Annotated in this window: 32 protein-coding genes; 12 read left to right on the top strand and 20 right to left on the bottom strand. The window is 61.5% G+C overall.

Going from position 1 to position 26,488, the window contains the following annotated elements:
- The first annotated feature begins 1 nt into the window (after position 1).
- The 12 genes from BG83_RS0127490 (at position 2) to BG83_RS28280 (ending at position 10,432) form a co-directional block, all read left to right on the top strand.
- Entirely contained in the window at positions 2-967 is a 966-nt protein-coding gene (locus BG83_RS0127490) for a chromate resistance protein ChrB domain-containing protein (RefSeq protein ID WP_024542615.1), read from the top strand.
- A gap of 18 nt (positions 968-985) precedes the next feature.
- Entirely contained in the window at positions 986-2,191 is a 1,206-nt protein-coding gene (locus BG83_RS0127485; protein WP_092582997.1) for a chromate transporter, read from the top strand.
- Between the two features lie 16 nt (positions 2,192-2,207).
- Positions 2,208-2,798, top strand: coding sequence for a superoxide dismutase (locus BG83_RS0127480; protein WP_024542613.1), 591 nt, complete (start codon positions 2,208-2,210; stop codon positions 2,796-2,798).
- Between the two features lie 35 nt (positions 2,799-2,833).
- The gene (locus BG83_RS0127475; RefSeq protein ID WP_024542612.1) at positions 2,834-3,295 is read left to right on the top strand and encodes a chromate resistance protein ChrB domain-containing protein; all 462 of its coding nucleotides are present in this window, start codon (positions 2,834-2,836) and stop codon (positions 3,293-3,295) included.
- A gap of 20 nt (positions 3,296-3,315) precedes the next feature.
- Positions 3,316-3,930, top strand: a complete 615-nt coding sequence (locus BG83_RS0127470) for a family 16 glycoside hydrolase (protein ID WP_024542611.1) — start codon at positions 3,316-3,318, stop codon at positions 3,928-3,930.
- A 90-nt stretch (positions 3,931-4,020) separates the two neighbouring features.
- Complete coding sequence (locus BG83_RS0127465; protein WP_024979744.1) at positions 4,021-4,353, top strand: hypothetical protein; 333 nt, start codon at positions 4,021-4,023, stop codon at positions 4,351-4,353.
- 16 nt (positions 4,354-4,369) lie between these two features.
- Positions 4,370-4,675 carry a hypothetical protein gene (locus tag BG83_RS0127460; protein ID WP_024542609.1) on the top strand — a complete coding sequence of 102 codons (306 nt, stop codon included), beginning with the start codon at positions 4,370-4,372 and terminating at the stop codon, positions 4,673-4,675.
- Entirely contained in the window at positions 4,668-5,936 is a 1,269-nt protein-coding gene (locus BG83_RS0127455) for an MFS transporter (protein WP_029769034.1), read from the top strand. Before BG83_RS0127460 ends, BG83_RS0127455 begins: the two co-directional genes overlap by 8 nt.
- Before the next feature lie 42 nt (positions 5,937-5,978).
- Entirely contained in the window at positions 5,979-6,914 is a 936-nt protein-coding gene (locus BG83_RS0127450) for a DUF1259 domain-containing protein (RefSeq protein WP_024542565.1), read from the top strand.
- 59 nt (positions 6,915-6,973) lie between these two features.
- Entirely contained in the window at positions 6,974-8,014 is a 1,041-nt protein-coding gene (locus BG83_RS0127445; protein WP_024972740.1) for a YncE family protein, read from the top strand.
- A gap of 54 nt (positions 8,015-8,068) precedes the next feature.
- Positions 8,069-9,127: a DMT family transporter gene (locus tag BG83_RS0127440; RefSeq protein ID WP_024542515.1), complete on the top strand. Its 1,059-nt coding sequence runs from the start codon at positions 8,069-8,071 to the stop codon at positions 9,125-9,127.
- A gap of 6 nt (positions 9,128-9,133) precedes the next feature.
- Entirely contained in the window at positions 9,134-10,432 is a 1,299-nt protein-coding gene (locus BG83_RS28280; RefSeq protein ID WP_024542514.1) for a site-specific integrase, read from the top strand.
- A gap of 25 nt (positions 10,433-10,457) precedes the next feature.
- On the opposite strand, the gene BG83_RS0127430 is transcribed toward BG83_RS28280, so the two are convergent.
- The 20 genes from BG83_RS0127430 to BG83_RS28445 form a co-directional block, all read right to left on the bottom strand.
- Entirely contained in the window at positions 10,458-13,385 is a 2,928-nt protein-coding gene (locus BG83_RS0127430; protein WP_024542513.1) for a Tn3 family transposase, read from the bottom strand.
- 585 nt (positions 13,386-13,970) lie between these two features.
- Entirely contained in the window at positions 13,971-14,909 is a 939-nt protein-coding gene (locus tag BG83_RS0127425) for a replication protein RepA (RefSeq protein WP_024979743.1), read from the bottom strand.
- Complete coding sequence (locus BG83_RS0127420) at positions 14,906-15,532, bottom strand: recombinase family protein (RefSeq protein WP_024979742.1); 627 nt, start codon at positions 15,530-15,532, stop codon at positions 14,906-14,908. The genes BG83_RS0127425 and BG83_RS0127420 overlap by 4 nt, the downstream gene beginning before the upstream one ends.
- Positions 15,529-16,164: a zeta toxin family protein gene (locus BG83_RS0127415; protein WP_024979741.1), complete on the bottom strand. Its 636-nt coding sequence runs from the start codon at positions 16,162-16,164 to the stop codon at positions 15,529-15,531. The genes BG83_RS0127420 and BG83_RS0127415 overlap by 4 nt, the downstream gene beginning before the upstream one ends.
- Positions 16,161-16,418: a hypothetical protein gene (locus BG83_RS0127410; protein ID WP_024979740.1), complete on the bottom strand. Its 258-nt coding sequence runs from the start codon at positions 16,416-16,418 to the stop codon at positions 16,161-16,163. Before BG83_RS0127410 ends, BG83_RS0127415 begins: the two co-directional genes overlap by 4 nt.
- Before the next feature lie 279 nt (positions 16,419-16,697).
- Complete coding sequence (locus BG83_RS0127400) at positions 16,698-16,943, bottom strand: hypothetical protein (protein WP_024979739.1); 246 nt, start codon at positions 16,941-16,943, stop codon at positions 16,698-16,700.
- Positions 16,940-17,593 carry a hypothetical protein gene (locus BG83_RS0127395; protein ID WP_024979738.1) on the bottom strand — a complete coding sequence of 218 codons (654 nt, stop codon included), beginning with the start codon at positions 17,591-17,593 and terminating at the stop codon, positions 16,940-16,942. The genes BG83_RS0127400 and BG83_RS0127395 overlap by 4 nt, the downstream gene beginning before the upstream one ends.
- A gap of 254 nt (positions 17,594-17,847) precedes the next feature.
- Entirely contained in the window at positions 17,848-18,468 is a 621-nt protein-coding gene (locus BG83_RS0127390) for a hypothetical protein (RefSeq protein WP_024979737.1), read from the bottom strand.
- 30 nt (positions 18,469-18,498) lie between these two features.
- Positions 18,499-18,732, bottom strand: coding sequence for a hypothetical protein (locus BG83_RS0127385; protein ID WP_024979736.1), 234 nt, complete (start codon positions 18,730-18,732; stop codon positions 18,499-18,501).
- A 188-nt stretch (positions 18,733-18,920) separates the two neighbouring features.
- Entirely contained in the window at positions 18,921-19,319 is a 399-nt protein-coding gene (locus BG83_RS0127375) for a hypothetical protein (protein WP_024979734.1), read from the bottom strand.
- Between the two features lie 15 nt (positions 19,320-19,334).
- Complete coding sequence (locus tag BG83_RS0127370) at positions 19,335-19,937, bottom strand: phospholipase D family protein (RefSeq protein ID WP_024979733.1); 603 nt, start codon at positions 19,935-19,937, stop codon at positions 19,335-19,337.
- Between the two features lie 19 nt (positions 19,938-19,956).
- Complete coding sequence (locus BG83_RS0127365) at positions 19,957-20,361, bottom strand: DUF6573 family protein (protein WP_024979732.1); 405 nt, start codon at positions 20,359-20,361, stop codon at positions 19,957-19,959.
- 433 nt (positions 20,362-20,794) lie between these two features.
- On the bottom strand, positions 20,795-21,022 hold the full coding sequence (locus BG83_RS0127360; RefSeq protein ID WP_037032602.1) for a hypothetical protein: 228 nt from the start codon (positions 21,020-21,022) through the stop codon (positions 20,795-20,797).
- 372 nt (positions 21,023-21,394) lie between these two features.
- On the bottom strand, positions 21,395-21,598 hold the full coding sequence (locus BG83_RS0127350) for a hypothetical protein (protein WP_024979729.1): 204 nt from the start codon (positions 21,596-21,598) through the stop codon (positions 21,395-21,397).
- A gap of 22 nt (positions 21,599-21,620) precedes the next feature.
- Positions 21,621-21,956 carry a hypothetical protein gene (locus BG83_RS0127345; protein WP_024979728.1) on the bottom strand — a complete coding sequence of 112 codons (336 nt, stop codon included), beginning with the start codon at positions 21,954-21,956 and terminating at the stop codon, positions 21,621-21,623.
- A gap of 18 nt (positions 21,957-21,974) precedes the next feature.
- On the bottom strand, positions 21,975-22,298 hold the full coding sequence (locus tag BG83_RS29530; RefSeq protein ID WP_152543785.1) for a hypothetical protein: 324 nt from the start codon (positions 22,296-22,298) through the stop codon (positions 21,975-21,977).
- Positions 22,299-22,465: 167 nt separating this feature from the next.
- Positions 22,466-22,981, bottom strand: a complete 516-nt coding sequence (locus BG83_RS0127335; protein ID WP_152543784.1) for a hypothetical protein — start codon at positions 22,979-22,981, stop codon at positions 22,466-22,468.
- A gap of 24 nt (positions 22,982-23,005) precedes the next feature.
- Positions 23,006-24,004: a KfrB domain-containing protein gene (locus BG83_RS28455; protein ID WP_024979725.1), complete on the bottom strand. Its 999-nt coding sequence runs from the start codon at positions 24,002-24,004 to the stop codon at positions 23,006-23,008.
- Between the two features lie 143 nt (positions 24,005-24,147).
- Positions 24,148-25,290 carry a P-type DNA transfer ATPase VirB11 gene (virB11, locus tag BG83_RS28450; protein ID WP_024979724.1) on the bottom strand — a complete coding sequence of 381 codons (1,143 nt, stop codon included), beginning with the start codon at positions 25,288-25,290 and terminating at the stop codon, positions 24,148-24,150.
- The gene (locus BG83_RS28445; RefSeq protein ID WP_235193288.1) at positions 25,287-26,483 is read right to left on the bottom strand and encodes a TrbI/VirB10 family protein; all 1,197 of its coding nucleotides are present in this window, start codon (positions 26,481-26,483) and stop codon (positions 25,287-25,289) included. Before BG83_RS28445 ends, virB11 begins: the two co-directional genes overlap by 4 nt.
- Positions 26,484-26,488: the final 5 nt, after the last annotated feature.

The following is a 26,488-nucleotide window of genomic DNA, read 5'->3' as shown; positions in this document are numbered from 1 at the left end:
CATGACTGCCCCTCTCGATTCCTGGCTCCTGCTGATCGTCAGCCTGCCAACCGCGAGCGCAACCGCGCGCATGCGCGTCTGGCGCGCGCTCAAGGCGCTGGGCTGTGCCGCCCTGCGCGACGGCGCCTACTTATTGCCTGCCCACGCGGAACAAGCCCCCCAGTTGCGCGAGTTGGCCGACGAAGTCGTACGGGAAAACGGCCAAGCCTGGCTGCTGCACGTCCAGGCCCCAGGGCCGGATGAGGCGGCGATCTATCAGGCCCTATTCGACCGCACCCCTGATTACACGGACTGGTTGGCCGAGCTGTCGGATGCCCGCAAGACGCTCCCCGGCCTGGCCGCGGCGGAACTCAACCGCCTGCACCGTCGGCACGCCCGCACCTATGAGGCCATCCGCAAGATCGACTTCTTCCCCAACGAGGCGTCGATCCGTGCGCAGGCGCAGTGGCGGGACTTTGCGGGCGCCGTCACTGCCGTTCAATCGCCGGGTGAGCCGCATGCGGCCGCCGGCAGCATCCCGCGCCGCGACCCTGCGCAGTATCAGGGCCGTATGTGGGCCACACGCCAGCATCTGTGGGTCGATCGCGTTGCCAGCGCCTGGCTGATCCAGCGCTTCATCGATCCGCACGCGCGCTTTCTCTGGCTGGAGAGCCCCGCCGATTGCCCGGCAGATGCGCTGGGCTTCGACTTTGACGGTGCGACCTTCACGCACGTCGGCGACCGGGTGTCGTTCGAGGTGCTGCTCGCCAGCTTCGGCCTGGACGGCAATCACGGGCTCGCCCGGCTCGGCGCGGTCGTGCACGCGCTGGACGTGGGCGGCACCACCGTGCCGGAAGCTGGCGGCTTCGAAGCCATCCTGGCCGGCGCTCGCAAACGACTGGCCGATGACGACGCGCTGCTGACAGAGATCGGCAGTGTGCTCGATTCCCTCTATGCCCACTTCTCCGGCAGCCGCAAACCAAGCTGACTTCACTGCACAACCATGATGAACACGACCCCATCCACCGCGCCCACGCCACCGCAGCCTCACCACGAACGCCCGTCCTACACGCTCTGGCAACTGGTGCTGTATTTTGTGCGGCTCGGCACCCTGGGCTTCGGCGGCCCCGTGGCGCTGGCCGGCTATATGCGCCGCGACTTGGTGGACGCGAAGCAATGGATCACCGAGGCTGACTACAAGGAAGGCCTCGCGCTTGCACAGTTGGCACCCGGCCCATTGGCCGCGCAATTGGCGATTTACCTCGGCTATGTGCATTACCGCATCCTCGGGGCAACGCTGATCGGCATCGCCTTCGTGCTGCCGTCGTTCCTGATGGTGGTGGCGCTGGGGTGGGCTTATGTGCGCTTCGGCGGCCTGACCTGGATGCAGTCGGTGTTCTACGGGGTCGGTGCGGCCGTGATCGGCATCATCGCCATCAGCGCTTACAAGCTGACGACCAAGAGCGTTGGCAAGGACAAGCTGCTGTGGGCGGTCTACCTGGTGCTGGCGGCCGTCACCGTCATCACGGAATCGGAAGTGGCCTGGCTGTTCCTGGCCGGCGGTGTGCTCGTCTGGTTCTGGCGCGCACCGCCCAAGTGGGTACGTCAGGGCAAGGTGAATGCGCTGGCCGCGACACCGCTGCCGGCGGCCAGCGGCATCTTCAGCTCAATCGACTGGCCGCTGCTGTCGCAGATCGGCGTGTTCTTTGCCAAAGCGGGCGCCTTCGTGTTTGGCTCGGGCCTGGCCATCGTGCCATTCCTCTATGGCGGCGTGGTCACCGAACACCACTGGCTCAACGATAAACAGTTCGTCGATGCGGTGGCCGTGGCAATGATCACGCCGGGGCCGGTGGTCATCACGGTGGGCTTCATCGGCTACCTGATCGCGGGCCTGCCCGGCGCTTGCGTAGCAGCGGCTGGCACGTTCTTGCCGTGCTACCTGTTCACCATCCTGCCGGCGCCGTACTTCAAGAAGTACGGCAAGCTGCCCGCCATCCTGGCGTTTGTCGACGGTGTCACAGCCGCCGCCGTGGGTGCCATTACCGGCGCGGTGATCGTGCTGGCCAAGCGCTCCATCGTCGATGTGCCGACGGTGTTGCTGGCGCTGGTGACGGTCGCGCTGCTGCTCAAGTTCAAGAAGCTGACGGAGCCGGTGATCGTGGCCGGCGCCGCGTTGATCGGCCTGGCGGTGTATCCACTGCTCCACCACTGAATCGGGCGAGACGACCATGACTACCCAAATGAAGCCGCTGGCATGCGATCCGACCAAGCTGTCCGGCTTGTCGGAGAAGCTGATCGCCAGCCACTACGAGAACAACTACGGCGGCGCCGTGAAGCGCCTGAATGCCATCGCGGCGGCGTTTGCGGCGCTCGATGTGACCACGGCTGCGGGGTTCGTGCTCAACGGCCTCAAGCGTGAAGAGCTGATCGCCACGAACTCCATGATCCTGCACGAGGTGTACTTCGACAGCCTTGGGGATGGCGGGCCGTTGGGGGGCAACCTGAAGGTTGCCATCGAACGCGATTTCGGCTCGGTCGAGCGCTGGCAGGCCGAATTCACAGCGATGGGCAAGGCGCTTGGCGGCGGCTCCGGCTGGGTGTTGCTGACCTACTCGCCGCGTGATGGGCGGCTCGTCAACCAGTGGGCAGCGGACCACACCCATACGCTGGCCGGCGGCACGCCAATCCTGGCGCTCGACATGTACGAGCACGCGTACCACATGGACTACGGCGCCAAGGCCGCGGCCTATGTCGACGCGTTCATGCAGAACGTGCACTGGGCGCGCGTCGCCGAGCGTCTGGCCACCGTGCAGCGGTAGTGCCTTTCCATCAACTAATCGCAGCGGAGGTTGTCATGCAGTGGATTACGCGCGAGCGCCCCAAGATCGATCGCATTGCCTGTCCCTGGCTGATCGCCCGCTTCATCGATGAGACGCCGGAGTTCCTCTATGTACCGTCGGGCGATGTGGTGCGCATCGCCAACGAACGTGGTGCGATTCCGTACGACATCCCTGGTGTGGAGCTTACGCATGTCGGCGAGCTGTGCAGCTTCGACGCCTTCCTCAACAAGTACCGCCTCGGCCAGGACGCCGCGCTGCAGCAGTTGGCCCGCATCGTGCGCGGCGCGGATACGTCGCGGCTGGACCTGACGCCGCAGTCCAGCGGGCTGTATGCCATCTCGCTCGGACTCTCGCAGGTGTATGCCGACGACCACGAGATGCTGGAGCACGGGCTGGTGATGTACGACGCCCTCTATGCGTGGTGCCAACGCTGCCAGGCCGAGACGCACAAGTGGCCTCCCAAGATGCCGGCCTGAACCGGCCAAGGAGACGAGCGATGAAGCGGACCCTGCTGATGCCTTGGCTGCTGTTGTTGGCCATGCCGGCGACAGGAGAAACGATCCTGTTCACCCAGGACAAGCCTGGCGCATTGCCTGCGGGATGGGTGGCTGGCGTCACCGGCCACGGCACGCCCAGATGGACCGTTGAGGCGGACGCTGCCGGCACCAACGTGCTCAAGCAGTCTGGCTCCGGCGATTTCCCGTGGTGCGTGAAACAGGGTACCGCCGTCGCCGACGGGTTCGTCGAGGTGAAGTTCAAGCCTGTCGCTGGTCATGAAGATCAGGCCGGGGGCGTCGTCTGGCGCTGGAAGGACGGCAACGATTACTACGTCGCGCGCGCGAACGCGCTGGAGAACAACGTCTCGCTGTACTACACGACGGGTGGTCACCGGCACACGCTTCGCTACCAGGATGCGCCGGTTGCCGCGCAGGCCTGGCATACGTTGCGGGTGGAATTCGCGGGCGATCGCATTCAGGTATCGCTGGATGGCAAGCGCTACATCGACGTGACGGACGATCACATCCGCGGTACCGGCGCGGTTGGGGTCTGGACCAAGGCCGACAGCGTGACCCTGTTCGACGCGTTCTCGTACGGCACCACCGCGAAGTAATACAGAGAGGAGAAAGAAGTGAATTTCAAGTCGGAAGTGGGCGGGACCAAAGGCCGGTTGCCATGCGCAATTGTCTGGGCTGGAATCGCGATGCTATGTACCACCACTTCGGTGCTGGCCGATGAAGGTTTCAAGCACCTGAGCGGTGCTGAACTCAAGAAGGCGATCGTTGGCAAGACCATCACTGATGGCACCCACTGGTCGGACAAGTTCAAGCCCGACGGCACGGTCGAATCCGTCATGCACGGACAGGTCCTAGGCGGCCGCTGGCGCGTGCGGGGCGGCGAGTTGTGCATTGCCGATTCCAACGGCAAGGGCAAGCCCCAGGCCGAGGATTGCTTCGAAGTCTGGCGCCATGGCCACGCAATCGAATATCGGCGCAATGGAAACGGCTTTGCGCAGGGGGATTTGGTCAACAGATGACGTATCGGAGCCCACCATGTCGAATGACGCCCAGCAGCTCGCTGCAATCGTTCTCGCCTGTTCATTAGCCTTCGCGATCGCCGGCTGCAAGAAGAACCCGTTTGGCGAGCGCAGCAGCGAGGTCGTCGGTATTGCGCAAGTCCCGGCGCCAGTCAAAGCGACGATTGATCGGCAGGCGGGCGGGCGGGCGATCGGCGAAATCGAGAAGCAGACGCAGAACGGCCGGGTCCGCTACGAGGTCACGCTCGGCAGTGGAAGCGACAAGTCCACCGTGCTCATCGGCCAAGACGGTCAGCAAATCGCCGACGAAGACGATGACTGAGGCTGTACATCACGGCCTGGCATCTGCCGTGGCCGCCACCCGGGGCCGGCTCACACGCTGGCTTCTGCCGTCGGGCGTTGATGCAGGTGCCTGGTTCATCCTTGTCGGCCGGGCACTGCGCGGTTTTTGCGACGGCTACATCGCCGTGCTGTTGCCGGCATACCTGCTGGCGCTCGGGCTCACCCAGTGGGCCGTCGGGCTCGTTAGCAGCGCCACGCTGATCGGCTCGGCGCTGGCAACGATTCTGGTCGGCATGCTCGGCAGTCGCTTTGCGCCGCGCCGCCTCCTGATGCTGGCGGCCGCCTTGATGGCGGCGACCGGCGTGGGCTTTGCCGGGCTCTCCGATCTCTGGCCGCTGCTGGCCATCGCCTTTGTCGGCACGCTCAACCCCAGTTCAGGCGATGTCAGTGTGTTCCTCCCGCTGGAGCAGGCGCGTCTGGCGGAATCGGCTTTGCCCGATGCCCGTACCGCGCTCTTCGCCCGCTACAGCCTGATCGGGGCGTTTTCCGCCGCCATCGGTGCCTTGGCCGCAGCCCTGCCTGGCTGGCTCGCTACGCATAGCGGCCTGTCTTTCCTGGCGGCGATGCGAGCGATGTTCTTCGTCTACGCATTGATCGGTGTCGCACTCTGGGTGCTCTATGCGCGTCTGCCTCTGCATCAGCCGCAATCAGGCGGGGCTGCAACTCCACTGGGGCCTTCGCGCGGCATCGTGATCCGGCTGGCGCTGCTTTTCAGCGTGGATGCGTTTGCGGGCGGCCTGGTGGTCAACGCACTGCTATCGCTGTGGCTGATGCAGCGTTTTGGCCTTTCGCCCGGGGCCGCAGGCCAGTTCTTCTTCTTTGCGGGGCTGCTGACGACGGCGTCCCAGCTCGTCGCCGTGCCCCTCGCGCGCAAGATCGGCTTGCTCAACACGATGGTGTTCACGCATATCCCGTCCAGCCTCTGCCTGATCGCGGCGGCGTTCGCGCCGTCGCTGGCCTTGACCCTGGGGCTGCTGCTCGTGCGCAGCGCGCTCTCCCAAATGGATGTGCCGACCCGAACGGCCTACGTGATGGCGGTGGTGACGCCGCCCGAGCGCACCGCCGCGGCAAGCCTGACCTCGGTTCCCAGAAGCCTGGCCGCTGCCATCAGCCCGACACTGGCCAGCGCGATGCTCGCCGCCGGCTGGATTGGCGCACCGTTGGTGGCCTGCGGCGTCCTGAAAATTGTCTACGACCTCGCCATCCTGCGCGGATTTCGGCGCGTCGAACCGCTCAACTGACCGAGGCGTTTCCCCGTCCCCCCCCAACCCTTGGAGTATGAAATGGCTTTGCGAACACCGATTGCTCTTGCCCTGGCTGCAACCGTCAGCGTCTGTGCCATCGCCCACGCGGCGTCGCCCGCGCAGCGAGCCGCCCTGGATACCGCTCGCATCGAACAGGTCACCGGCCTGAAGGGCAGCTTCTCCGAGCGGGAGAACGTCTTCAAGGTGTCGAAGCCGCGCAACGATGTCCCCATCCAAGTGGACGGCGTGGCCATGCCGCCCTTCATGGGACTGACCTCCTGGGCGGCGTTCACGCCAGCCCATGACGGCCACGCCATGCTGATGGGCGACACCGTGCTCTTCGAGGATGAGGTGAACCCGGCCATGAGCGCGGCACTCGACGCCGGGCTGGAGGTCACGGCACTGCACAACCACTTCTTCTTCGACCGGCCTCGGGTGTATTTCATGCATATCGGCGGCATGGGCGACCCGGCCGAACTCGCCGCTGGCGTAAAGAAGGTCTACGACAAAATCGCCGAGATTCGTGCGGCGAACCCAGCTCCCGGGACGGCGTTTCCCGGCAAGATCGCCAGCGAGAACAAGATCACGCCGGCGCCCTTGGACGCCATTTTTGGGACGAAGGGGCAAGCCAGCAATGGCATGTTCAAGGTCGTGATCGGTGCCAAGGGCACCATGCACGGTGTGTCCTTCGGCAATGAAATGGGGCTGAACACCTGGGCCGCGTTTGCCGGCACCGATGACGAGGCCGTGGTGGATGGTGACTTCGCGATGCGCGAAGACGAGCTGCAGCCCGTGCTGAAGTCGATGCGGGCCGATGGCATCAACATCGTGGCCATTCACCAGCACATGACGCACGAGCAGCCGCGCTACATGTTCCTGCACTACTGGGGCAAGGGCAAAGCGGTCGACCTGGCAAAGGGCGTGAAGAAAGCCCTGGACGCGCAGGCCAGCGTGCACAAATCAGTGATGCGGTGAGCGCGGGCCAGCATGTCCGGTCCCCGCGCTTGTCTGCGGTCCTCAAAACTTTGAGAGCCATGCACACCCGATCGCCGATACTCGAAGGCTGCACGTCATTCAGGTGCGTACTCGCACTTGCCACCCTCGCACTCGGTTTGGCACTTACCGTCAGTGCGGCAACGCAAAGGCCGGCCGGGACACTGCCGTTGCGACATGTGGGCGACTATCCGTTACCTGGCGCCACGACGCGCTGGGACTACCTCAGCTTGGACCCGACCAGGTCGCGGCTGTTTGTCGCCCACCTCGGGGATAGCGCGGTGGTTGTCGTGGACACCAAAACCAAAGGGGTGCTGGCCACGATCAGCAACATCCGTCATGTCCATGGCACGTTGGCCGTTCCGGAGCTCGACCGTGTGTATGCCTCCGCGACGGGGACCGACGAAATCGTGGCAATCGACGCCGCGACGCTGAGAATCGTCGCCCGTATTCCGGGAGGCATCTATCCTGACGGCGTCGCCTACGCCCCGGAACTCGGCAAGCTGTATGTTTCCGATGAGACCGGTAACACGGAAACGGTAATTGATGCCCGCACCAGCCAGCGAATAACGACGATCGCGCTGGGCGGCGCCGTTGGGAACACGCAGTATGACCCGGTTTCGAAGCACATCCTCGTCAACGTCCAGGGACGGGGGATCTTGGCCGAGATCGACCCGCGCACCGATCAAGTCGTGGATCGCATCCCATTGCCCGGTGCCGAAGGAAACCATGGGCTGCTGATCGTGCCCAAGCTGCGACTGGCGTTTATCGCGTGCGAGGGCGACAGTCGCTTGCTGGTGTTGAGCCTGAACACCAGACAGGTGGTTGCAAGCTTCGGGGTTGGACAGACGCCCGACGTCGTGGCCTACGACGCGGCGCTCGGATGGTTGTATGTCGCTAGCGAATCCGGCGTCTTGACGATCTTTAAGGTTGAGGCAGCCGGAGTGGCCAAGATCGGCGAAGGTTGGGTGGGGCCGAATGCGCACAGCTTGGCGATCGATCCCGCCACGCATGAGATTTATCTTCCCCTGCCGGACATCGACCATCATCCGGTGATGCGTGTCTTGAAGCCCGACACCTGACGCACGCCGAACGCGCGACAATAGTCGAGCCCGCGCTCAACCACGATTGTCGACATGTCCCTCCGCTCCGCAACCCCAGCCCTGGCAGCCGCACTGCTGTTCGGCGCAAGCACGCCCTTGGCTAAGACCCTGACTGGCGCGGTTTCACCGATCCTGCTGGCGGGACTGCTCTATCTGGGAAGTGGCCTTGGCTTGGCGGGTGTTCTGCTATTCAGGCGGCTGACCAGGACAGCCAGCGAGGCGGCACAGCCTGGGCCTGCCATTCCTCGGGGTGAGATTCCCTGGCTGCTGGGCGCGATTGTCGCCGGCGGCGTGGCGGGGCCAGCACTCCTGATGACGGGGTTGACTCACACGGGCGCCGCGCCCGCGTCGCTATTGCTGAACGTCGAAGGGGTTTTCACCGCGCTGGTGGCGTGGATCATATTCAAGGAAAACGCCGACCGGCAAATCGTTCTCGGGATGGTCGCCATCGTCGCGGGCGGCGTGCTGCTGTCGTGGCAACCCGATGCGGCGAGCCTGTCACCGGGCGCCTTGTTGATCGTTGCCGCCTGTGCCTGCTGGGCGATCGACAACAATCTGACGCGTAACGTCTCGTCCAACGATGCGGTGTTGATCGCCTGCCTGAAAGGCTTGGTGGCCGGCACCTGCAATACTGGCTTCGCACTGGTGGCCGGCAATGCGCTGCCGGCTGCGTTGCCTCTTGTCGCGGCCATGGTGGTCGGCTTTGCTGGCTATGGGATTAGCCTGGCGCTATTCGTGGTCGCGCTGCGACATCTGGGCACCGCGCGCACCGGAGCGTACTTCTCGGTCGCGCCGCTGTTCGGCGTCGTGATTTCATTCCTCATCTGGCCTGAGGTTCCCGGCATTCTGTTCTGGATCGCTGCGGCGCTGATGGCGCTAGGGGTCTGGCTGCATCTGCGCGAGCGGCACGAGCATGAGCACGTGCACGAGCCCATGGAGCACATGCATGCGCATCGACACGACGAGCACCACCAGCATGAGCACGATTTCCCGTGGGATGGCAAGGAGCCACACGTGCATGCGCACAAGCATGAGGTGCTGGTCCACAAACACCCGCATTATCCGGACATCCACCATCGTCATACGCACTAGGGCGCGATGCCGGATATTGACCGCTATCTCGAAGCCGCGACCCGCGATAACACGCGGCGCAGCTACCAATCGGCCATTCGGCATTTCGAGGTCGAGTGGGGAGGCTTCCTGCCGGCGAGCGCCGACAGCATTGCGCGCTACCTGGCCGACCACGCGCAGACGCTTGCCATCAACACGCTGCGTCAGCGCCTTGCTGCGATCGGGCAGTGGCACGTTTCACAGGGTTTCCCCGACCCGACCCGGGCGCCACACGTGCGGAAGGTGCTCAAGGGCATCCAGGCACTGCACCCTGCCCAGGAGCGGCGCGCCAAACCGCTGCAACTCATGCAACTGGAGCGATTGGTCGCGTGGCTCGATGCCCAGATCGCCACAGCTACGGTGGCAAATGCGGGCCGTCAACTCCAGGTCCACACCCGTAACAAGGCGCTGGTGCTGATCGGCTTCTGGCGGGGTTTCCGATCGGACGAACTGAGCCGGCTGCAGATCGAGCACATCACCGTCGAACCTGGGCGCGGCATGACCATCTTCCTGCCGCGCACCAAGACAGACCACGTTGGTACGACGCACCGGGCACCGGCCTTGTCGCGTCTGTGCCCGGTGGCGGCCTACGAGGCATGGCTGGCCGCATCCGGCTTGACGCGGGGTCCGGTTTTTCGGCGCATCGATCGCTGGGGGAAGATCGCCGACGCCGGGCTGCAGGCCGCCAGCGTCGTGCCCTTGTTGCGAACGTTGTTCCAGGAAGCCGGCCTGCCCGAGGCGGCTCGCTATAGCAGTCACTCGCTGCGGCGCGGCTTTGCCTCCTGGGCCAACGCGAACCAGTGGGATCTCAAGATGCTGATGGAGTACGTCGGCTGGAAGGATGTCCGCTCCGCCATGCGCTACATTGACGCGGCAGACCCATTCGCACAACACCGTATCGAATCGGCGCTGGCGCCGCCTGCAGCACCTATGCCACCGCGGGCCATCCCACCCGCATCGACGGAGCAGCGCCCCATGGCTGTGCCCAAGCCCGTGGCTCAGACGCGCTTGATCGTGCGCCTCTATATCGAGCGCAACAGCAAGTTCGTGCGCGGCAAGTCCAAGGCGCGTCGCTGGATTGAGCAGTGCTGCTTGGCCCAGTACCAAATGCGGCCGCTGGAGGGCCCCCGCACCGAATACGAGATCGTGATGCCGTTTGCCGCTGGCCCCGAACTGGAACAGGCCATCGCGGAACTGATTGCGGAGATGCACGACCAGGCGGACCTGTGCAACTGCTTTGTCGAGGTGACGCTGCACGATCCGGTGACCGATACCCACTGGAGCTAATCAGCCTGGGACTTGCGAATTGCCATTATCCCGCACGCCGGCGAGGCGCTGCCTCCAGCAGGGTGTCCTGGTACTGGTGGATCGGGAAACTCAGGATGCCCCGGAAATTCACATGCGCGAAGTGGGCCGGGCCCATGCGGCGCAGCCAGTCGTCTTCGACGCGCAGCCCCTTGCGGCGCCACGCATCGACCGTGGCCTGCATACGCTGCGTGTTCCAGGCAATCACCAGGTTCGTCAGTAGGGTCAGCGATCCGGAAATCGCGATCATTTCGTCCTGACGGCGCCCGCGGTCATGTGCCACCTTGCTGGAATAGATGGCCCGCTGAAGCTGGTGGACCGACTCACCCCGATTGAGCAGGGTGCGCAACTCGCGGCGAAACTCCGCATTGCTGAAGAAGTCGCACAGGAACAGCGTGCGCAGCAGTTTGCCCAGGTGATCCGCAGCTTTGTGGATGGGGTCGCCTTGGGCGGCGCTGCCGAAGCGCTGCAGCGCGACAATCGCACTCACGCGTCCCGAATAGATTGACGCCACCAAGCGCAGCAACCCATCCCAGCCCTCACGAATAGTCTTGAGCGAGATCTCGTGAGACGCTGCGGCCGACAAGCCGTCGCTCACTAGCAGCCCACGCGGCACGTACAGCTTGCGCTCGGACAGGTTGCGAAGCCATGGGCACAGGTCAAAGCCGAGCAATTTGGCCACCGCCATCCCCACGTTCGTATAGCCGTGCGTATCGACCGCGAGCCGGAGGAGCCCGCCGCCGGTACGGGTCTCGTTGTGGCGCAGCACGCCTTCGATCGCTACGCCGGTCTGCCGCTCGTTGAGCACCATGGGCTGGTTGTACGCGATACCGTGCTGGTCCAGCACGTGGGTGTAGATGCCAACCGCATGGGTGCGCCGGCGCGGATCGGCGCGTGCGTAAAACAAGTGGGGTGAGGTATCCAGGCTCATCGAGTCGCTCGACGCCTGCTGACCGGTTCCCCACAGCTCGGTGATCGCGTGCGTGCGTTGGAACTCCACCACGCGCTCATTCGCGCGGCGCAGCCGCCCCGGCATCTCCAACGCGCGCATCGCAGTAGAGACGTGCGCCGTGTCCAATTGCGGGATCATGGCCGCCACACCCTTGGCATCCAGTTCGGTACCGTGGGCGATCAATGCAGCGTAGAGCGAGATCAACTCGTGCGCATCGCGCGCCTTGCGTGCGAGCAGCACCTCGCTGAAATTCGTACGGGCATCCATCTCCAGGATCATGTCGGCAAACTGCGCGCTGCCAATGTCCTTGAAGAGCAGATCACGTGTACGCGTGGGTACACCGTCGGTTGGGGCCGCGTCCAGCGGCGACAGATGCAACACACCGTTCGCATCCATCGTGAAGTGACCCGCCTCGCGGGCCTCGTCCAGCGCCGCAAGACCTGCCTTCAGATGATCCGTGAGGCGGTTGAGGTAGGTGTCAGCCTGGTTCGGCAAACCGATCGAGGACAGATACCGGTCCCGCTCCGATTCCCACTGTGTCGGCGGGATCAGCAACTGATCGCGCTCCCGGAACGACAGGCTGTGGCTGATCCAGACCGTGCCGCGGCGCAGAGCTTTGCGCAAGCCCGTGATCGCGCAGGCTTCCATCGCGCGCAGCGCGCGCTTACGATCTTCGCCATCGACCAAATCACGCCAGCTTGCGCTCACCGGCACATTGCAATCGGGCGGCAGTTCCGTCGCACCATGTTCGTACAGCTTGCCGATGACCTCAAGCTGCCGCATGACCGGCTCGTTGCCGTTTCCGGCCAGCTCCAATTCCCGCAGGGGCGCCAGCAGGTTGCGGATGCGGTGGTGATCTTCTGTGAGTGTTTCGCGCACGCTCGCGGCATGGCTTGCGGTGGGCTTGGCAGACAGGCCTTCGAGCAGCTGGCCGATGTCTGCCAGGCGCGCTTCGGCCGAGCGACTGTCGTCGTCAACCAGCCCCTTGATCTCGACCAGTTGCTGCCGGTATTGGAGCGCCGAGCGCGCTTGCTTCGTAGTGGTCTTGTTGTAGGCCTGCCTGATGAGATCGGAGACGCGGCGTCCGGCCTGGTAGGCCATCGCGTCCGTCAACTCCAGCAGGGTCACACGCAGGAAGAACAACAGTTCGATGGTGCGCGTGGACGTTTTCAGTTCGCGGATCTTGGCAGGACGGCGGGCCTGGACGCGCTGGCCATAGGCGCGTTGTTTCTCGATCGGGATGCCATCCAACGCCCAGGTATGCGCGCCCAGTCCTTTGAGAAAGCGGATTTTGTCCAGCGTCTCGCTCATGGTGGACGGGCTGTGGCGTGCGGGCGGCGTCTTGAGCCATTCCAGCACGGTCGAACTGGAGGCCGCATGCTGGGCAAATACAGCGGCCTCAGCCCGCGCAACCTGCTCCATGGGCACGACCGCTTCAATCGTGGCCAGCAGGTCACGCTCGATGCTCGCCCAAATGGAACGCGCCAAGTCCTGCAACGCGCGCGTGGAAGGGATCAGAATCCGCCGTTCGTACAGCCAGTAGTTGGCGTGCTGGACCAGCTCGTCCAGCGACAGCGATTCGGTGGCGTCCTGCCGCATCCAGGCTTCGAGGCCCGTCCACTGGTCTTCATCCAGCCGCCTCAGGCCGAGGTAATCGCAAGCCCAGACCTGATGCTCGTAAAGCGTCTTGTAGCGTTGGTAGATTGTGCGTAGTGACGCAATGGTCGGGGTTGGCAAGCCGAGCTTGTCGCCGACGTAGCGCAGCAACTGCCGGGGTAGGGTATTGAGCTGGTCGAGGGTGCGGCCGCTAGCACGCAGGAAAACCAGCTGAATGGCGGCGCCGGCTCGCCCGTCCCGTCGGAACTTGTTGTTAATCGCGGCGATATCGCTGCCGGTCAAGGCAAAGTAATGATCGATATCGAACTCGGATAAGCGGGCCGGTAAGCAGTCCTTTCCCACATAGCGAAATTGCAAGTCCGACATCTTCCGCCCCCGTTCAGGTGACGCGATCCGAAATCGCGGGGCGGACATCGTACTCCCGAAGACGCCGGAAGGCAGCAGACAATAGTCGGAATCACCTGGAAAGCCTTATGAAAAAAGGCTTTGCCGGGAAACCGCCAGATTTTGCACGAGAAGTACGATTACCCCTGCTCGGGGCAGCGCTCGTAGTCGCGGCCGGCATTGCGCATGATGCAGCCCCTGGGCCTCTACGCGCGCCAAGGAATGTCGTCACTGCACCGCGCGAGTTATGGCCGGAGCTGGAAGCGGCTGCGCTTCGGTACGCGGCCATGAGCCCTAGTGAGTTCCACGGCGATACGCTGCATGTTGCTGTAACAAAACTTCGCGATCTAGGGATGGTGACAACGACGACATGGGCGCGCGTACCAGCGCACGTCGACGTGCGAGTCTTGCGCGCCGGAACATCCATCGCCGCGCGAGTGCTACCGCCAACGCTGCCAGGCGCATGAGACGACGGCGCAGCGGCCGCCACTCACTCATCGCGGCCGGCATCGGGCGCATAAAAAAAGGCCCCGTCATGGGGCCTTGTTCGTTTGGTACGACACGCAACTATTTGATGCGCGGTGAGATGTGGAGCTTTGCCGGCGTCAGGATCAGACATTCCTTGTTCTCATCGATGTGGTCCCTGGCTTCAGGGTAGTACAACAGCACCTCCTTGAGCCGCGTCTTGAACTTAGACCGGAAATTACTCATGCCCTTTTCACTGTCTTCGTAGCCCGAACCGAACTGCGCCTTGATGCCAGCCCACGGCACATGGACGTAGGGCCGGCCGGATTTGCGCAGCACGAACATGCGATAGGTGAGCCAGGTGTAAATGTCCATCGCCAGAGGCGATTTGCTGAGCGAGTGGAACACCCGGAGGTCAATCGGCACTGGTGCCGAGACAATCTCCTTGTAGAAGCCCTCCGACAGTTCTAGCGAGCTTTCCCACAAGGCTCGCTGATCGTCCTGCTTCGGGTGCCAGAAGACGTGCGACTTGTCGGAAATCATCAGCCGCGCCGAAAGGTCTCCCTCGCGATCGTCCGAGTATTCCACCGAGATAACGGACTTGAACAGCCTCAACACCTGTTCACGGAAGCGCTTAATCTCCGCTCCGTTGTTGTTCATCTTGATCTTCTCCAGAAACTCCTTTTGAGAGTGTCCAAGAGACAGAACACGGTCCTTCTTCAGCCATGCCTCGGTACAAATCCAAGCCATTACGACGCGCGGAATTGTGCCGTAGGGAATCCCATGCTTCTTGCTGGTGGGGGCCACAGTCAGCGTAAGCCGCCCTGTATCGCGCGTGTAGAGGCTTCCAGGCGGCAATTTCGGGTCGGTGTGGGGCAGGGTGGCTTGCGCCAATGCACGGGCCATGTAGCCCAGCGCTCCCGCCTCGCGGGCGTCTTCCGCTTCAATTTCTAGCGCATCCTCGATCAACCGCCTCTGACGATGCGTCACCGAGCTAGCCGCGTCGACAACGATCAGGTGGTCTTGCATGGCGTCGTTCATTGTTCTGCTCCTTCTCCAAGGGGCGTGGCTTCGCTTTTCTGCAAGCCGTAGTGATTCTTCGTGTCTACCGCGACAAGCTTGTGCACGTATCGGTAGTAAGTGGCCTTGGCAATGCCAAACTCGCTGCACATGTCTTGCACGCTTGCGCCCTCCGTGCGCCGTCGCACAAGTAGGGCCTGCTCCTGCTCGGACAGACTTTCTTTCTTCCCGCCATTGCGTCCACGTGCACGCGCGCCGTTAAGACCCTCCAAGGCCCGCTCACGCGCAAGATCACGCTCCATGCACCCCAAGGTAGCCAGCGTCGATAAGATCGAGCGCCCCGGCCCCTTGGCGGTGTCGATACCCTCGTCCAGACTGCACAAATGGGCACCGCGCTTTTCCAGCTCGGTTGCCAGCTCCATCAGATGCTTGATGGACTTCGCCGGCCGGCTCAATGCGCACACAACGAGCGTATCGCCGGCACGCAATTTCGACAAAGCCTCATCGAGCGACGGCCTGGCCGCGCCAGGCCCACAATCGGTGTCCTTGAAGACTTCACTACATCCGGCATCAGCAAGCCGCTGGGCTTCTGTGTTGGTGCCTTTGTCGAATGACCCGACACGGGCGTATCCGATCTTTCTCATGGCTTGAGAGAATGGGAGCGATGGTTGCTCGCCACCGTCTGCATGGCGGCCGGGATGGCTGTTTGCGCCCACGGTGGCAACTGTTTGGTGAAGTGCTTGACGCGACCGTTCTCCACGGAGAGAAGAAGCTGACGCCGAAGGCCACTGTTATCGAGCACGAAAGCACGATCGGCCATAGGCAAGGCGGCAGACAAGTTCGCCAAGCTGCGATCGAAACGACGGAAAATATCGTCCAAAGGGACAGGGTGGCCACCGCTCCGAACACGCTGCGCGACGCGGCCGGCCGAAAGCTGCGCGCTGTCCAACCCGACAAAGAAGAGGTTGACTTTGTACCCCTGCGCCGAGGCACGGCGCATCAGGTCCAGCTCGCCCTTGCCAGTTAGCGTTGTCTCAACCGCGAAGCTAGCCTTCTGTGAAAGAAGCGACTCACGCTGCTTGATGGCTTCACGGCCGGCCTGCACCATGACTGCCGGAGATCCGTTGTGGTGGGGATTGATGCGAAGCGCGATATCGTCAGGGTTGACGACAACGACACGCCCTGCGAAATGCTGTCCAGTGAGAGTTGTTTTGCCCGCCCCATTGGGGCCTGCGACAACCCATAGCTGCGGCTTGTGCGGCTGTTCCTGGCTCACGACAAGGCCAGCTCGGACACAACGTGCTCGCCCGAGCTGTCCCACGTCACCAACTGGCGACGGCCGTTCGGAAACCGCTTCTCGATCATGCCCGCTGGGGTCTCCGCCGTATGCACATACACCGGGTTGCCAGCCTCCAGATGCCGGCGCGCAACTGCCCCATCATCACGCGCGATATCGCTCGCGAAGAACGTCCAAAAATCTCGTTCCTGTTGCGGCGTCATCGCCTCGATGTTGTCAACGGCAAGCCTCATACCGACCTCCAAAACAGGTAGTGACGTGAATCAGTGCATGAAGCGGCTGGCGTTTGCGATCCAGTGCAGCAGCACAACGAACGCGGGGATGCCGTACACGACCAGCATGAAAAAGCGGAAAGCATTCATTTTTTTCTCCTGTAGCCCCGCCCATCTGACGGGGTGTTAAACGACCGACTCAGCCAGCCGAGTCGAGCTATGAAATGCAACCTCAAATGCGATCAAGTTTTGATTACTGTACGCGTTTTGAGACTGCACATCAAGCCATTTACGACACGGTTACAACGCCTGCGAATTGCCCCGATCGGAGCCCTCACGTAGCCGAGAATCGGGCAAGGCCGGTAGTTCAAAATCGAACGCGATATAGGCCCCCAACGCTGCCAGCCCTGTGCCGATAGTGGCACCGCAGAGGGCCAGCCATCCATCCGCCCCGGCCAGGCCGATTCGCATGGTGATGACGAGGGAGCAGACGAAAATCGTGATGCCAAGCGCAAACGCGGCCATGCCCAAAGCCTTGCTCGTCATACCGCGTCATGCTCCGAAATGCCGGCGTCTTCCATGCGGCAGCGAAGCCGCCACAGGCGTGTCTCTGCGTCTTTCAGTTCGGCACGAAGACGATCAGCATCCTTGGCCGTCCGTGAGTAGTTGTTGCGTGCAATCTTCAGCTCGCGGTGCAGGGCATCAACATCCCCCACACGCGCGAGCAGGCGCACCAACAACGAACGCTCACGATCGCGGTTGTGAGGGTGCTCCCACGCGGTTACATCTTTCTTCCATCCCAGGCGGGGTTGCCTCGGTTCAAGTACGTGCCCAGCACGGACCTTCAGAGTATTGCCTGCCGCCTCGATGAGCCCCCATCTTGCGGGCAGCTCATCAGTTGCGATCAGGCCAGCAGGGGCCAGGAAATAGCGGAACCTGCCAAGCCCTAGCGCCGGCTCTATGCGGTGAGGCTTGCGTGCGTCTGCAAGGAAATCGGATCGAGAGGTCTTTGCCTCCACCAATACCGAGCTGTCTTCCCAGGAGACGTTTCTGAAGCCCAAGGCGTCCGGAATTTCACCGTTGTCGAACGGCGTGCATTCGCTCACTGCCACGAGGCAACCGGGGCCTTTCTGACTATCTGAGCGCTTCAGCCACTTCACGGCCAGGGCGCATAGTTGGGCGTGGGTGTGCGACATAGGCGGATTCGAAAGCGCGGTAAGCACGCGTCAGTGCGCGTGAGCCAACAGGGAAAATGCCAGGACAGGGGCCACGGCCAGGGCCAGGGCCGCAAGAATGTGACTCATAGTTAACATAATACAGATTATGTGATTCATCAGACACATGTAAGAGGATGCCTTAGTTCTACTCCGAGCCCGCAGCGGCATCAAAAAACGACGGGCCGTTGACAGCCCCCGCAAGGCGCGTGGCAACGCGCCATCCCGACTAGCTCTTACTGCTTTGACCAGCTTGCAGCATTCGCCCGCCGCTGCGCCTCCCATGCCCTCGTTGCCTCAGACTCGCCGGCCGCACCCAGTACGGCATCCGTATTCGCCATCGGCTCGGCCCCAAGCTTCGTCAGCACATACTTGATCGCAGTCGCTGCCTCTTGTGTGCTGACCGTGCTCTTGTCGTCAACACGTGCCAGCACCTTGAGTGCACCGCTTTCGCTACGGCTGGCGGAGAATGCGAGCCCTGCCCAGGCCGCGCGAAGAAACGGCATGGCACTCGCGCCGTCCATGGTTTGCCCCTCGCCAGCGTACGTTGCCCATGGCATCGCCAGCTTTTGCCCCGCCAACATCACCGTGCAAGTGAAACCGTTGGGCAGGTTGTCTGGCTGTTTCCCGACAACTTGCTTCACGGCTTCTTTGAGGGAAGGCGCACACATCAGGCTCACCACTCCCTTCGGGAGCGAAACTTGTTGTGCTCCCAACTGAGCATCAAGCACAGGATCAGCCTCCAGCTTGGGCTTGGACAACACCCGGTCGGCTCCAAACGTAAAGCCGAGAACCGTGGCTGCGGCAACGGCCACAGCCCCAATCGTGAACTTGCTGAGAGAAGACAAATTTTTCATAAACCCCCCGTAGTAATCGCAAAAATCAAATCATCCTTCATGGCGGTTGATCCCGCCAACAGCCTCAGTGTCGCTGTCATCTGAGAAAACGAAACGACGGCTGGCACGCGCCCCGCCCTTCCGGTCTACCGCCTCGCGGGCACGCTGCACTGCGAACCAAATACGTTCCTCACTCAAGGCAGCCGCGCGTTCGTCCGTTGTCGCGCGCTCGTGGCCAATCAGCACTTCGAACAGTCGAGCCACCACCCTCTTCAATGATTGCATTGCAGCTCCCTTGCTTGCATTGCTCGGACTATTCGTACAGCCGGCACCCGCGCCGGTTCCTAATTTCCTCGTCACTCGGCCTGGTCGACGCATCGAACACAAAGCTTCCATCCGAGTACGTTTCGAGCCATCCCCACGTGCATTCCAACTCGTCCTGCCCCTTCTTGGGCGGCTGCGCCCACCACGGCTCACGATCGACCAACGTGCGCATAACTCTCTCCTTTAGACTGTCCGTTCCCCATGGAACTGAGCCACTTGGCTTCGTCCCGAAACCGTTCTAGGTCGGAGCGGAGCTGCATCAAGGCGGCGTCTGCGAGGGCGTCACGACTTGATGCAATTGCCAGGGCCTGACGATCGATGCTGAGAACAAAATTCACGTCATCAATCAGACCGGATACCTGAAACTCGGTGGCTGTCCTTTCGAGCGCATAGCTCGATGCGTGTGCAGACCGCACAGAACACGCGCTCAGACAAGCCGCGCCCATCGGGCTTGGCACCAGCATCGCAGCCTCTCCAAGCATTGAGAGCGCCTGTATTACCCGAAGCGTCAGCTCGTTCGCCAGATGCTGGCAGCGATCGTCTTTCATCGTTATCCCCGCTGCTCAGTGGCCTGCGCGATAGGCAGTGCAGTATGAGATTCGCTCACGGAAATGTGCCTCGTACTGCTGAGCCACTGCCGGGGCATTCCACAGAACCAGAGCGGTTTCTGAGTTCTTTCGTGCGGCTTGGGTGCTGTAGTTGAAAGAGCCGAGCTGAACGTGCCGTCCATCGATCACCATCGTCTTCTCATGCATGGCAGGGAAAGCGCTGATCGTGCAAAGAACCGCACCAGACCGGGACAGCTCATCGAGACGATTGCGGATGAATCCGCGATCGTCTTCCTCGATGTTCTCCTTGTAGTCGAGCTGAACGTATACCTCGATGCCGCCCCTGGAAGCCCGCGCCAAAGCAGATGCAATCTCAGGGCTGGACATGACATAGGCCATCACGTGGATCGATTTTCTGGCACTGCCGATAGCCTTCAACACAAGTTGAACAGCCGAGCCCTCGGGAGAAAACCCCACTTCGACCTGCTGGCCCTGCGGAACAGGACTTGTCGCCCCGCGCAGCACATCGGTGATTGCGCCGCGCATAGCGCCTTCCGCTCCTGCGGCCCCCGCAGCGAGCGCCAGCACAACAGAAACAGTGACCCGAGCAATAGACATTTCTTCTCCGAAAAAAAACTTAAACTTCGTCGGCCAGGTAGATCGTCAGAACGGGCTCCCGTTTATCCCCAGGCCCAACAATCACCTTCAACCTGACCGGCGACGCCGACGCCTCCGCAGACGCGACCCGTTGCACTTCAAAGTCCGCGCTGTCGGTCTTACGGTCCATACCTCGAATTGCGCCGAGCGCAGCAAACAGAACGCCCCAAAGCGCCTCTTGCGTGGTGGCTTCCGCCCACTCAACACACTCTTCCCAAGCAGCGCTAGACAGAGCCACCGGAACCTTGAAAGCACATTCTCGCGATAGCGCCTCGGATACAGGGACCAACACTCGGTCAGCAATCTGCTTCGCACGGCTTTCGCCAACACACAACGTGGTTTCGACCGACTGCCGAAATTCTTTAGGGAAGAGATCGCCTTGCATTTTTCGCCCGCACTCACATCCTCGTGAACATGGTTCAAATATACACTCCGTATCTCGTTATGTCTATACATAGAGAGATATTATTTATCAATCGCACAGAATTCACGATAGACGATAAGAGATACACGCAGGCAAAAAAAATGGCGATGGCCAACACCACCGCCCACAACAGAAATGGATGACGAATCGTCCTACGCTAGCTCTATCAGTAGTCAACGCGCCACAGCGGGCGCATCACCTGAATCTATGCCATTGGTACGCATCGCCCCGAGTCGTTTGGCGTTGCATGCTTGACACCAAAACGGGCTCCAGTAGGTGCCTGCTGGCCTGCCGCACTCTTCCAAGCACATGAAACCACTAAGGAAATCGGGACCATTCAAAGGGTCATTTGCGTCTTGGTATCGTTCCATGTGCATGCTCGCCAGAGATAGGGTCAACTCTTCTTCTTCCTGAACTTGCTATATGCGTCGGCCAGCGCGCGCCGAAGCACTGCGCTATCGTCCTTTCCATATCCACCGTCACGCAGCGTATTGAGCTTGGCAACGTCGTCACCATCAAGGTCAAGAACCTTGCGCTTGCCCTTTGTCGCTGCCAGGCGCTCAAGGTGCGCCGCTTGTCGGCGGGAGCTGGTCGTGTCGTACGGGTCTTTCTTGTCAGTCATCAAACTATCCACTGGATCATTTGGGGGTTAGGTGTAGCGGTGGCAATTCCCTTGTCTCGTCTGTCTCCACCTTGAAGCGAAGGACGCGACGCAGATAGCGGAACCCATGACCGTTCACGCGGTACTCCTGAACGATATCACCAGCAGCATCCAGCACGTCCACCACAGCGTATTCGCGCTCACTGTCGCCAACCATGCCCCCAAAAGCTGCGCACCTCCGCAACACCAGCTCGCAGCCTTGGTAGGGTCCGGCCGGGAACGTCGTGCCCTCGTAGGTTCTTGAAACCTCTTTATTCCCTCGTTGGAAAACGCGGTACGGCCGTAGCGCAACAGCTTCCCTGGCTAAGCTCGGTCTGAGTGACATGTTTTGCCTCACGCCCAGGTGTCGATAATCGCGCGCCCCTTCCCCGTCACAATCAAATCGACCCCCGTTTCTTCGCACCCTCGGGTTTCGAAATGGCTGATAAGCTCCGGCTTCGGTACGTGCAGAAAAACGGCCGTTCCCGCAAAGTCCGCACGCACTTTAATTTTCCCGCGATGCGACTTGATAGCCTGCACCATCTGATCTGCCGTCATCTCGCACTCCTACTCGCCAGGCTCACTGAGGCTTGCCAAAAAAATATCGAATATGGGCGGCCACGAGCCGTTGTAGCTGCCCGCTGTCATCTCGAACACACACGTATGGCGGATAGAAGATTGGATGCATGGTCTCCACCTCATACGTGCGCCCCTTCTTGAAGGTCGGCGTATCGCCGGCACGAGTGCCAGCCACCCCGCAGAGCGCACCTCCCACAGCAGATGGCGCAGCGCCCTCGCTAGGCAAGCGCAAATCGCGGTGCGCGCAAAGTGGCGTCCCGGCCGGCATGCTCCAAATCAGCCTGTAGTCGGCAATCGCCTCGAACGTCATGCCTGCACCCAGCTCAACCGTTTCCATTGCTCATTCCCTAGCGGACTAGATTTCCGTGGGCCGGCACACCACAGGAATTGGATCGACAATCGTGTCGACCAACGCATATGCCGGATACTTCTCCGCCACGTTGCGTGTGAACGCGACAATCGCAGCGTCGGCATTCGCCGCAGTTACCACGTTGTGAACGACTCGAAAGGTCGCTTCGCCCGGTGGCGCGTTGAACAGGCGCATGATCCCGGAAACGATGAATCGCGGTGCCGCAGGATTTCCCGCCACACATCGGGGCGGCCCTACCACCAAGAGTGCACCTTGCGCGTTCGCTGTCGTCGCACAGGCCAGCAAAATCGCCGCAATCAACTTCTTCATCGACCCCTCGTTTTCTTGTCTCGATGCCATGTCGCATCGCATGTTCAAAGTCTACCGTTTATATAAACGGTGTCAAGTGCAAGGACAAAAAAAAGCTGCGGCCAGAATGACCACAGCTCGCGCCCCATCGTTCACAAATGTGCAGCCGCCCTACCCCGTCACATAGATCAGCGGGACATGCCCCGCTTTGCCTTCGGCTTCTGCTGCTGCGCGGCTGCGCCAGCCATCTGCTGCGGCTTGATGGAGTACATCGGCGGGAGCGCCTTCGCCTGGCTCAGCACGTCAGCCGAGTTGGCAGGCTTTGCCTTCGCATCTTGGGCACGCACATTTGCCGCAAATGCTTGCTCGCTCGCGTACGCCCGTCGTAGCTGCTCGTTCTGGAAAGGATTCGGTGTGCCAGATGCATCGTAGTTGGCGATCGAGCGCGCCAGGCTCATGGCTGCCATCTGATGCGGCTCAAGCGTCCGATTCAGCTCTTTCGCCAGATGGCCAGTCGCCATCTGGTGACGCAACCCCATTGCCGCCTCTGTGAGTTCAACTGCATTGGTGCGCTGATCTGGCGTCAGAGGCGGCGTCCATTGGTTCGTCTTGATCGAGATGAGCTTTTCTATCCGCCCCATCTCAGCGGTCAATGCCTGGGCGTTCATCTTCCCTAGATCGTGCCCAATACCATCGGTGCTCATGATCCCTCCCAAAAGAGACGTGCGTCAGCGCGACATGCCGCGCTTGGGCTTAATTACCTGCTGCTTAGGTTGCTTGTGCGTCCCGTCTCGACTTTGCTTAGGCCCGTACAGAGGCTGCAATGTATGCGACTGGTGAACAAGGTCTTGCGCCGCACGAACACGCGCCTCCACTGACGTTTTGATGTGCGGAGGTACGGAGAAGCCACGGCGCTCTTGCTCCCGCCCACCATGGCCATCCGTAGCTGTTTTCTCGCCGCCCTTCCCCGTCAGCGTCTTGGCCTGATCGAGACGTTCTGCGACTTCAACTGCGCGGGTCAACTTCTCTTTGGCGTCGACCACTGCCTTGGTCTCGGGCGTGGCCAGCTTTTCATAGAGGTCAGGCGACAGCTTCTTCAGCTCGCCCGCATAGTCGCCGCTCGCATTGAGACGCGATGATATGCCGTCGAAATGCCCCCCCGCCTGAGCCGACTTCTGCGTCATGTCGGCGGCAGTAGGCACCTTGTCGATCGCGCGAGGATCGACTTTGAATAACGCCTCAAGGTCTCTGGTGACTTGCTCGCGCGGAACAAGACCGGCGTGGTCGTTGACGGTGGGCGCAGGCTGCGGCGTCGCAGCCAACTGTTCTGCGGCGTGACTGGTTGCAACCATACTTTGCGCAACTTGCGGTACACCACCGGCATAGGCAACCGCAAACTTTGCGCCGATTTCCGGCACGGTATGCTTCGCAACCTCGAACATGCTGTGCTTGACCACCTCTTCACCAACGAGGTGATAGACGCTTTCCTTGTCGGTGTGCAGCACCTGGCCATCGTAGGAACGATCCGCTTGCGCCCGCGCCTCAATCGCTTTGGAAAGGTCGTATCGACCATCAGGAAGGCCGTTGCTGTCCGTGGTTTCCACGGCCATCAAGTAGCCTTCGCCATCGGGCACTTCAACGCGGCGGGAGCCATTCGATACCGTCACGAACTTGTCGCTCGCGCTCACACCACTATCCTGATAGCTCGGAACAAAATCGTCGTCCATTGGTACGTCCTATTTCGATGGGTTAGGCGGAATGGCCCTCTACGGTGTCGCGAATGTCGTAGTCTGGCCAATCAGGTTGATCGTCACCGGCATGCTCTTCTTGAGGCGGTGGCTCAGCTTCTTGCTCTGTAGGGCGTTGCACGTCAATCAAGCAGAGTGAGGCGATAAATCGGATCAAAGTAGATCGCTGGGATGTAGCGGCGGCCCTTGTCGTGATCGAACGTGAGCTGCACGACCACGTTAACAGTTTGGCGCAGCAACATCAAAATATCCTTCAGGTCGATGCCGCCGCCAGGCCCCGATTGCTTGATAAGCATCGCGAGGCGGAAAAACGCATCTTTGGGCGAGTTGGCGTGCGTCGTCGTCATACCGCCAGGATGGCCGGAGGCGAGAACGCCGGATAGGTAGAACATCGCCTCGTCGCCACGCAGCTCGGCCATAAACACACGGTCTGGTGTCTTACGCATTGCGGAGTGCAGCACATCCTTTGCTGTAGCGCCCTCCCCGTCTTCCGTCTTCTTGTAGAGAAGACGGTTGTTGTTGGGGTGATTCGGCAACGGCATTTCCGGCGTGTCTTCGACAGTGATGAGCCGTTCCGAGTGCGGCACAAACTCCACCAGGGACCGGATATAGGATGTTTTGCCGCTACCAGTAGCGCCAGACACGACGATGTTCTGTTTGTACTCAACGGCCTTGCGCATGAATGTCGGCCAGTCGCGCGCTTGGGCCAGCTCCCACAGTTCGCGTTCTTCGTTGGTCAAAGCGGCCTTCAACCGCTCGCGCTGATCGTCAGAAACGGAGAACGCGAATTCGTGACGGGTGTCCTTGTAGTACTCCCATTCGACAAACTGCTCGTGCGCAAACGCCGTAGCAGTGTGGAGGCGAATGTTGAGGTAGTGGGTGTTCTCGGGACATGTCGGCGGATGCGTCATCTCGATCCGTTCACCCGTGATCGGCATGTGCCCCGATAGCGAAGTGTTGTGCCGGTTGAACGGCTTTTTCGAGAAAGACGATAGGTTGCGCCCGACCGTTTTCAGATAGTCGAACGTCAGCTCAGGAACTTCCACCCTTATCCAAGCCCCGCCCTTCCACAGCCAGACAGCGCCAGGCTCGTTGACAGTAATTTCCTGCACACCCTTCTCTTTCATGAAGGGGGCGAACAGGCGCAATCTGTCCCGCAGAGCTTCAAGCTTCTCCTGCTCAAATTCCTGTTGTTCTCGCTGAGCGGCGTCCAGTCCGTCGCCCTCCGCTCCCGACAGAACCTCCGCCGATGCTCGTTGGTTCATTGCTGAACTTCCTCAAGATGATAGGCAGTCGAAAAATCAAGGTCGCGGGCCACTGTGATCGTGATTTCGTCACCCTGATTCTTGGTGAAAGTCGGTTGCACATCGCGGCCCTGCATCAGAATCTCGCCGGCCGCGTTTTGCCCGCTGTTCAAAGTGTTTTGCGGCAACACAACTGTCGTGTTCCCGCTGCTCTTGTTGCTCATTGCTTGAAGGCCACCTTGCAAAATGTCTTGGAGCCCAGAGAAGAGGAAAGCGCCACAGAACCGCTCGCAATAGTGGTTGTCGATGCTGCCATCGAGACCGGCCGCGCCAAGGGTGTCGGTGCCAGGCGAATTGACCTGAATCGCGATATTCAGAGGCGTCACGATGCGGCCCCAAAGCACTTGCGCCCGCTTCTTGCCGCGCTCCGGACCCTTTGCCATTTCGCCATCGATGGTGCTGCCCCGATCGACAAGAACGACCTTGCCGTCCATGCCGTACACAGGCTTCGAAACGGTGCAGCTCACGAACCCAGGCGCATCGCTGTTCATCGCGGTATCAAGCGTGCAGCGGATGGGCGTGCCCTTCTTGATCGTGAGGCTCGGATTGGGGATGTAGGAGGCAGCCACCTTCGGGGTCGATGTGGGAATGAGCCGCCCCGAAAAGTCATTGGCCCCTGTGGCGTTGCCGCTCAGAAGGGTTGCGCCTGCCGGCGTTGCCGGCGCGGCCGGTGCACCAGATTGCGTCGCGGCAGCCGCCACGGGCATCACGCGAGCACCGCCCTGGTTTGGCATGCCGCCCATGTCGCTATTGAGCTTGCGCTTCAGAATCTCGCGTTCCTGTTGCTCTTTCTGTTGCTGCTGAGCGCTGGGTTGCTGGCTAGCGCTTTCAGCCGGCATCGGCATCGTGCCGGCCGCCTGCGGTTGTGCAGATGCCGGCATGCCACCCATCAACCCGGGGGGCAGCGGAGGTTGCCCACCAATCGGCTGAGCATCAGCGGCTTGCGCCGTACCCAGCGGGTTCAGATGAAGCGATGGCGAAGACGGCGGGGCTTGCTCTTGAGACGACTGTTTGGCTTGAGCAGGCGAACCCTGAGCCTTCTGGTGTGGCAGATACCAAAAGTTGTATGCCAAGCCGCCGAATATCACGCCGACCGCGCCCACCGCTGCCACTGCGCCGACCAGCTTTTGCCCAGGCGACGCACCGACAATCACCTTCT

Origin of the sequence: Ralstonia pickettii (genome assembly GCF_000607165.1) — a bacterium.
In the GTDB taxonomy this organism is placed as follows: domain Bacteria; phylum Pseudomonadota; class Gammaproteobacteria; order Burkholderiales; family Burkholderiaceae; genus Ralstonia; species Ralstonia holmesii.
This window is presented reverse-complemented; position numbering and strand designations above follow the sequence as displayed.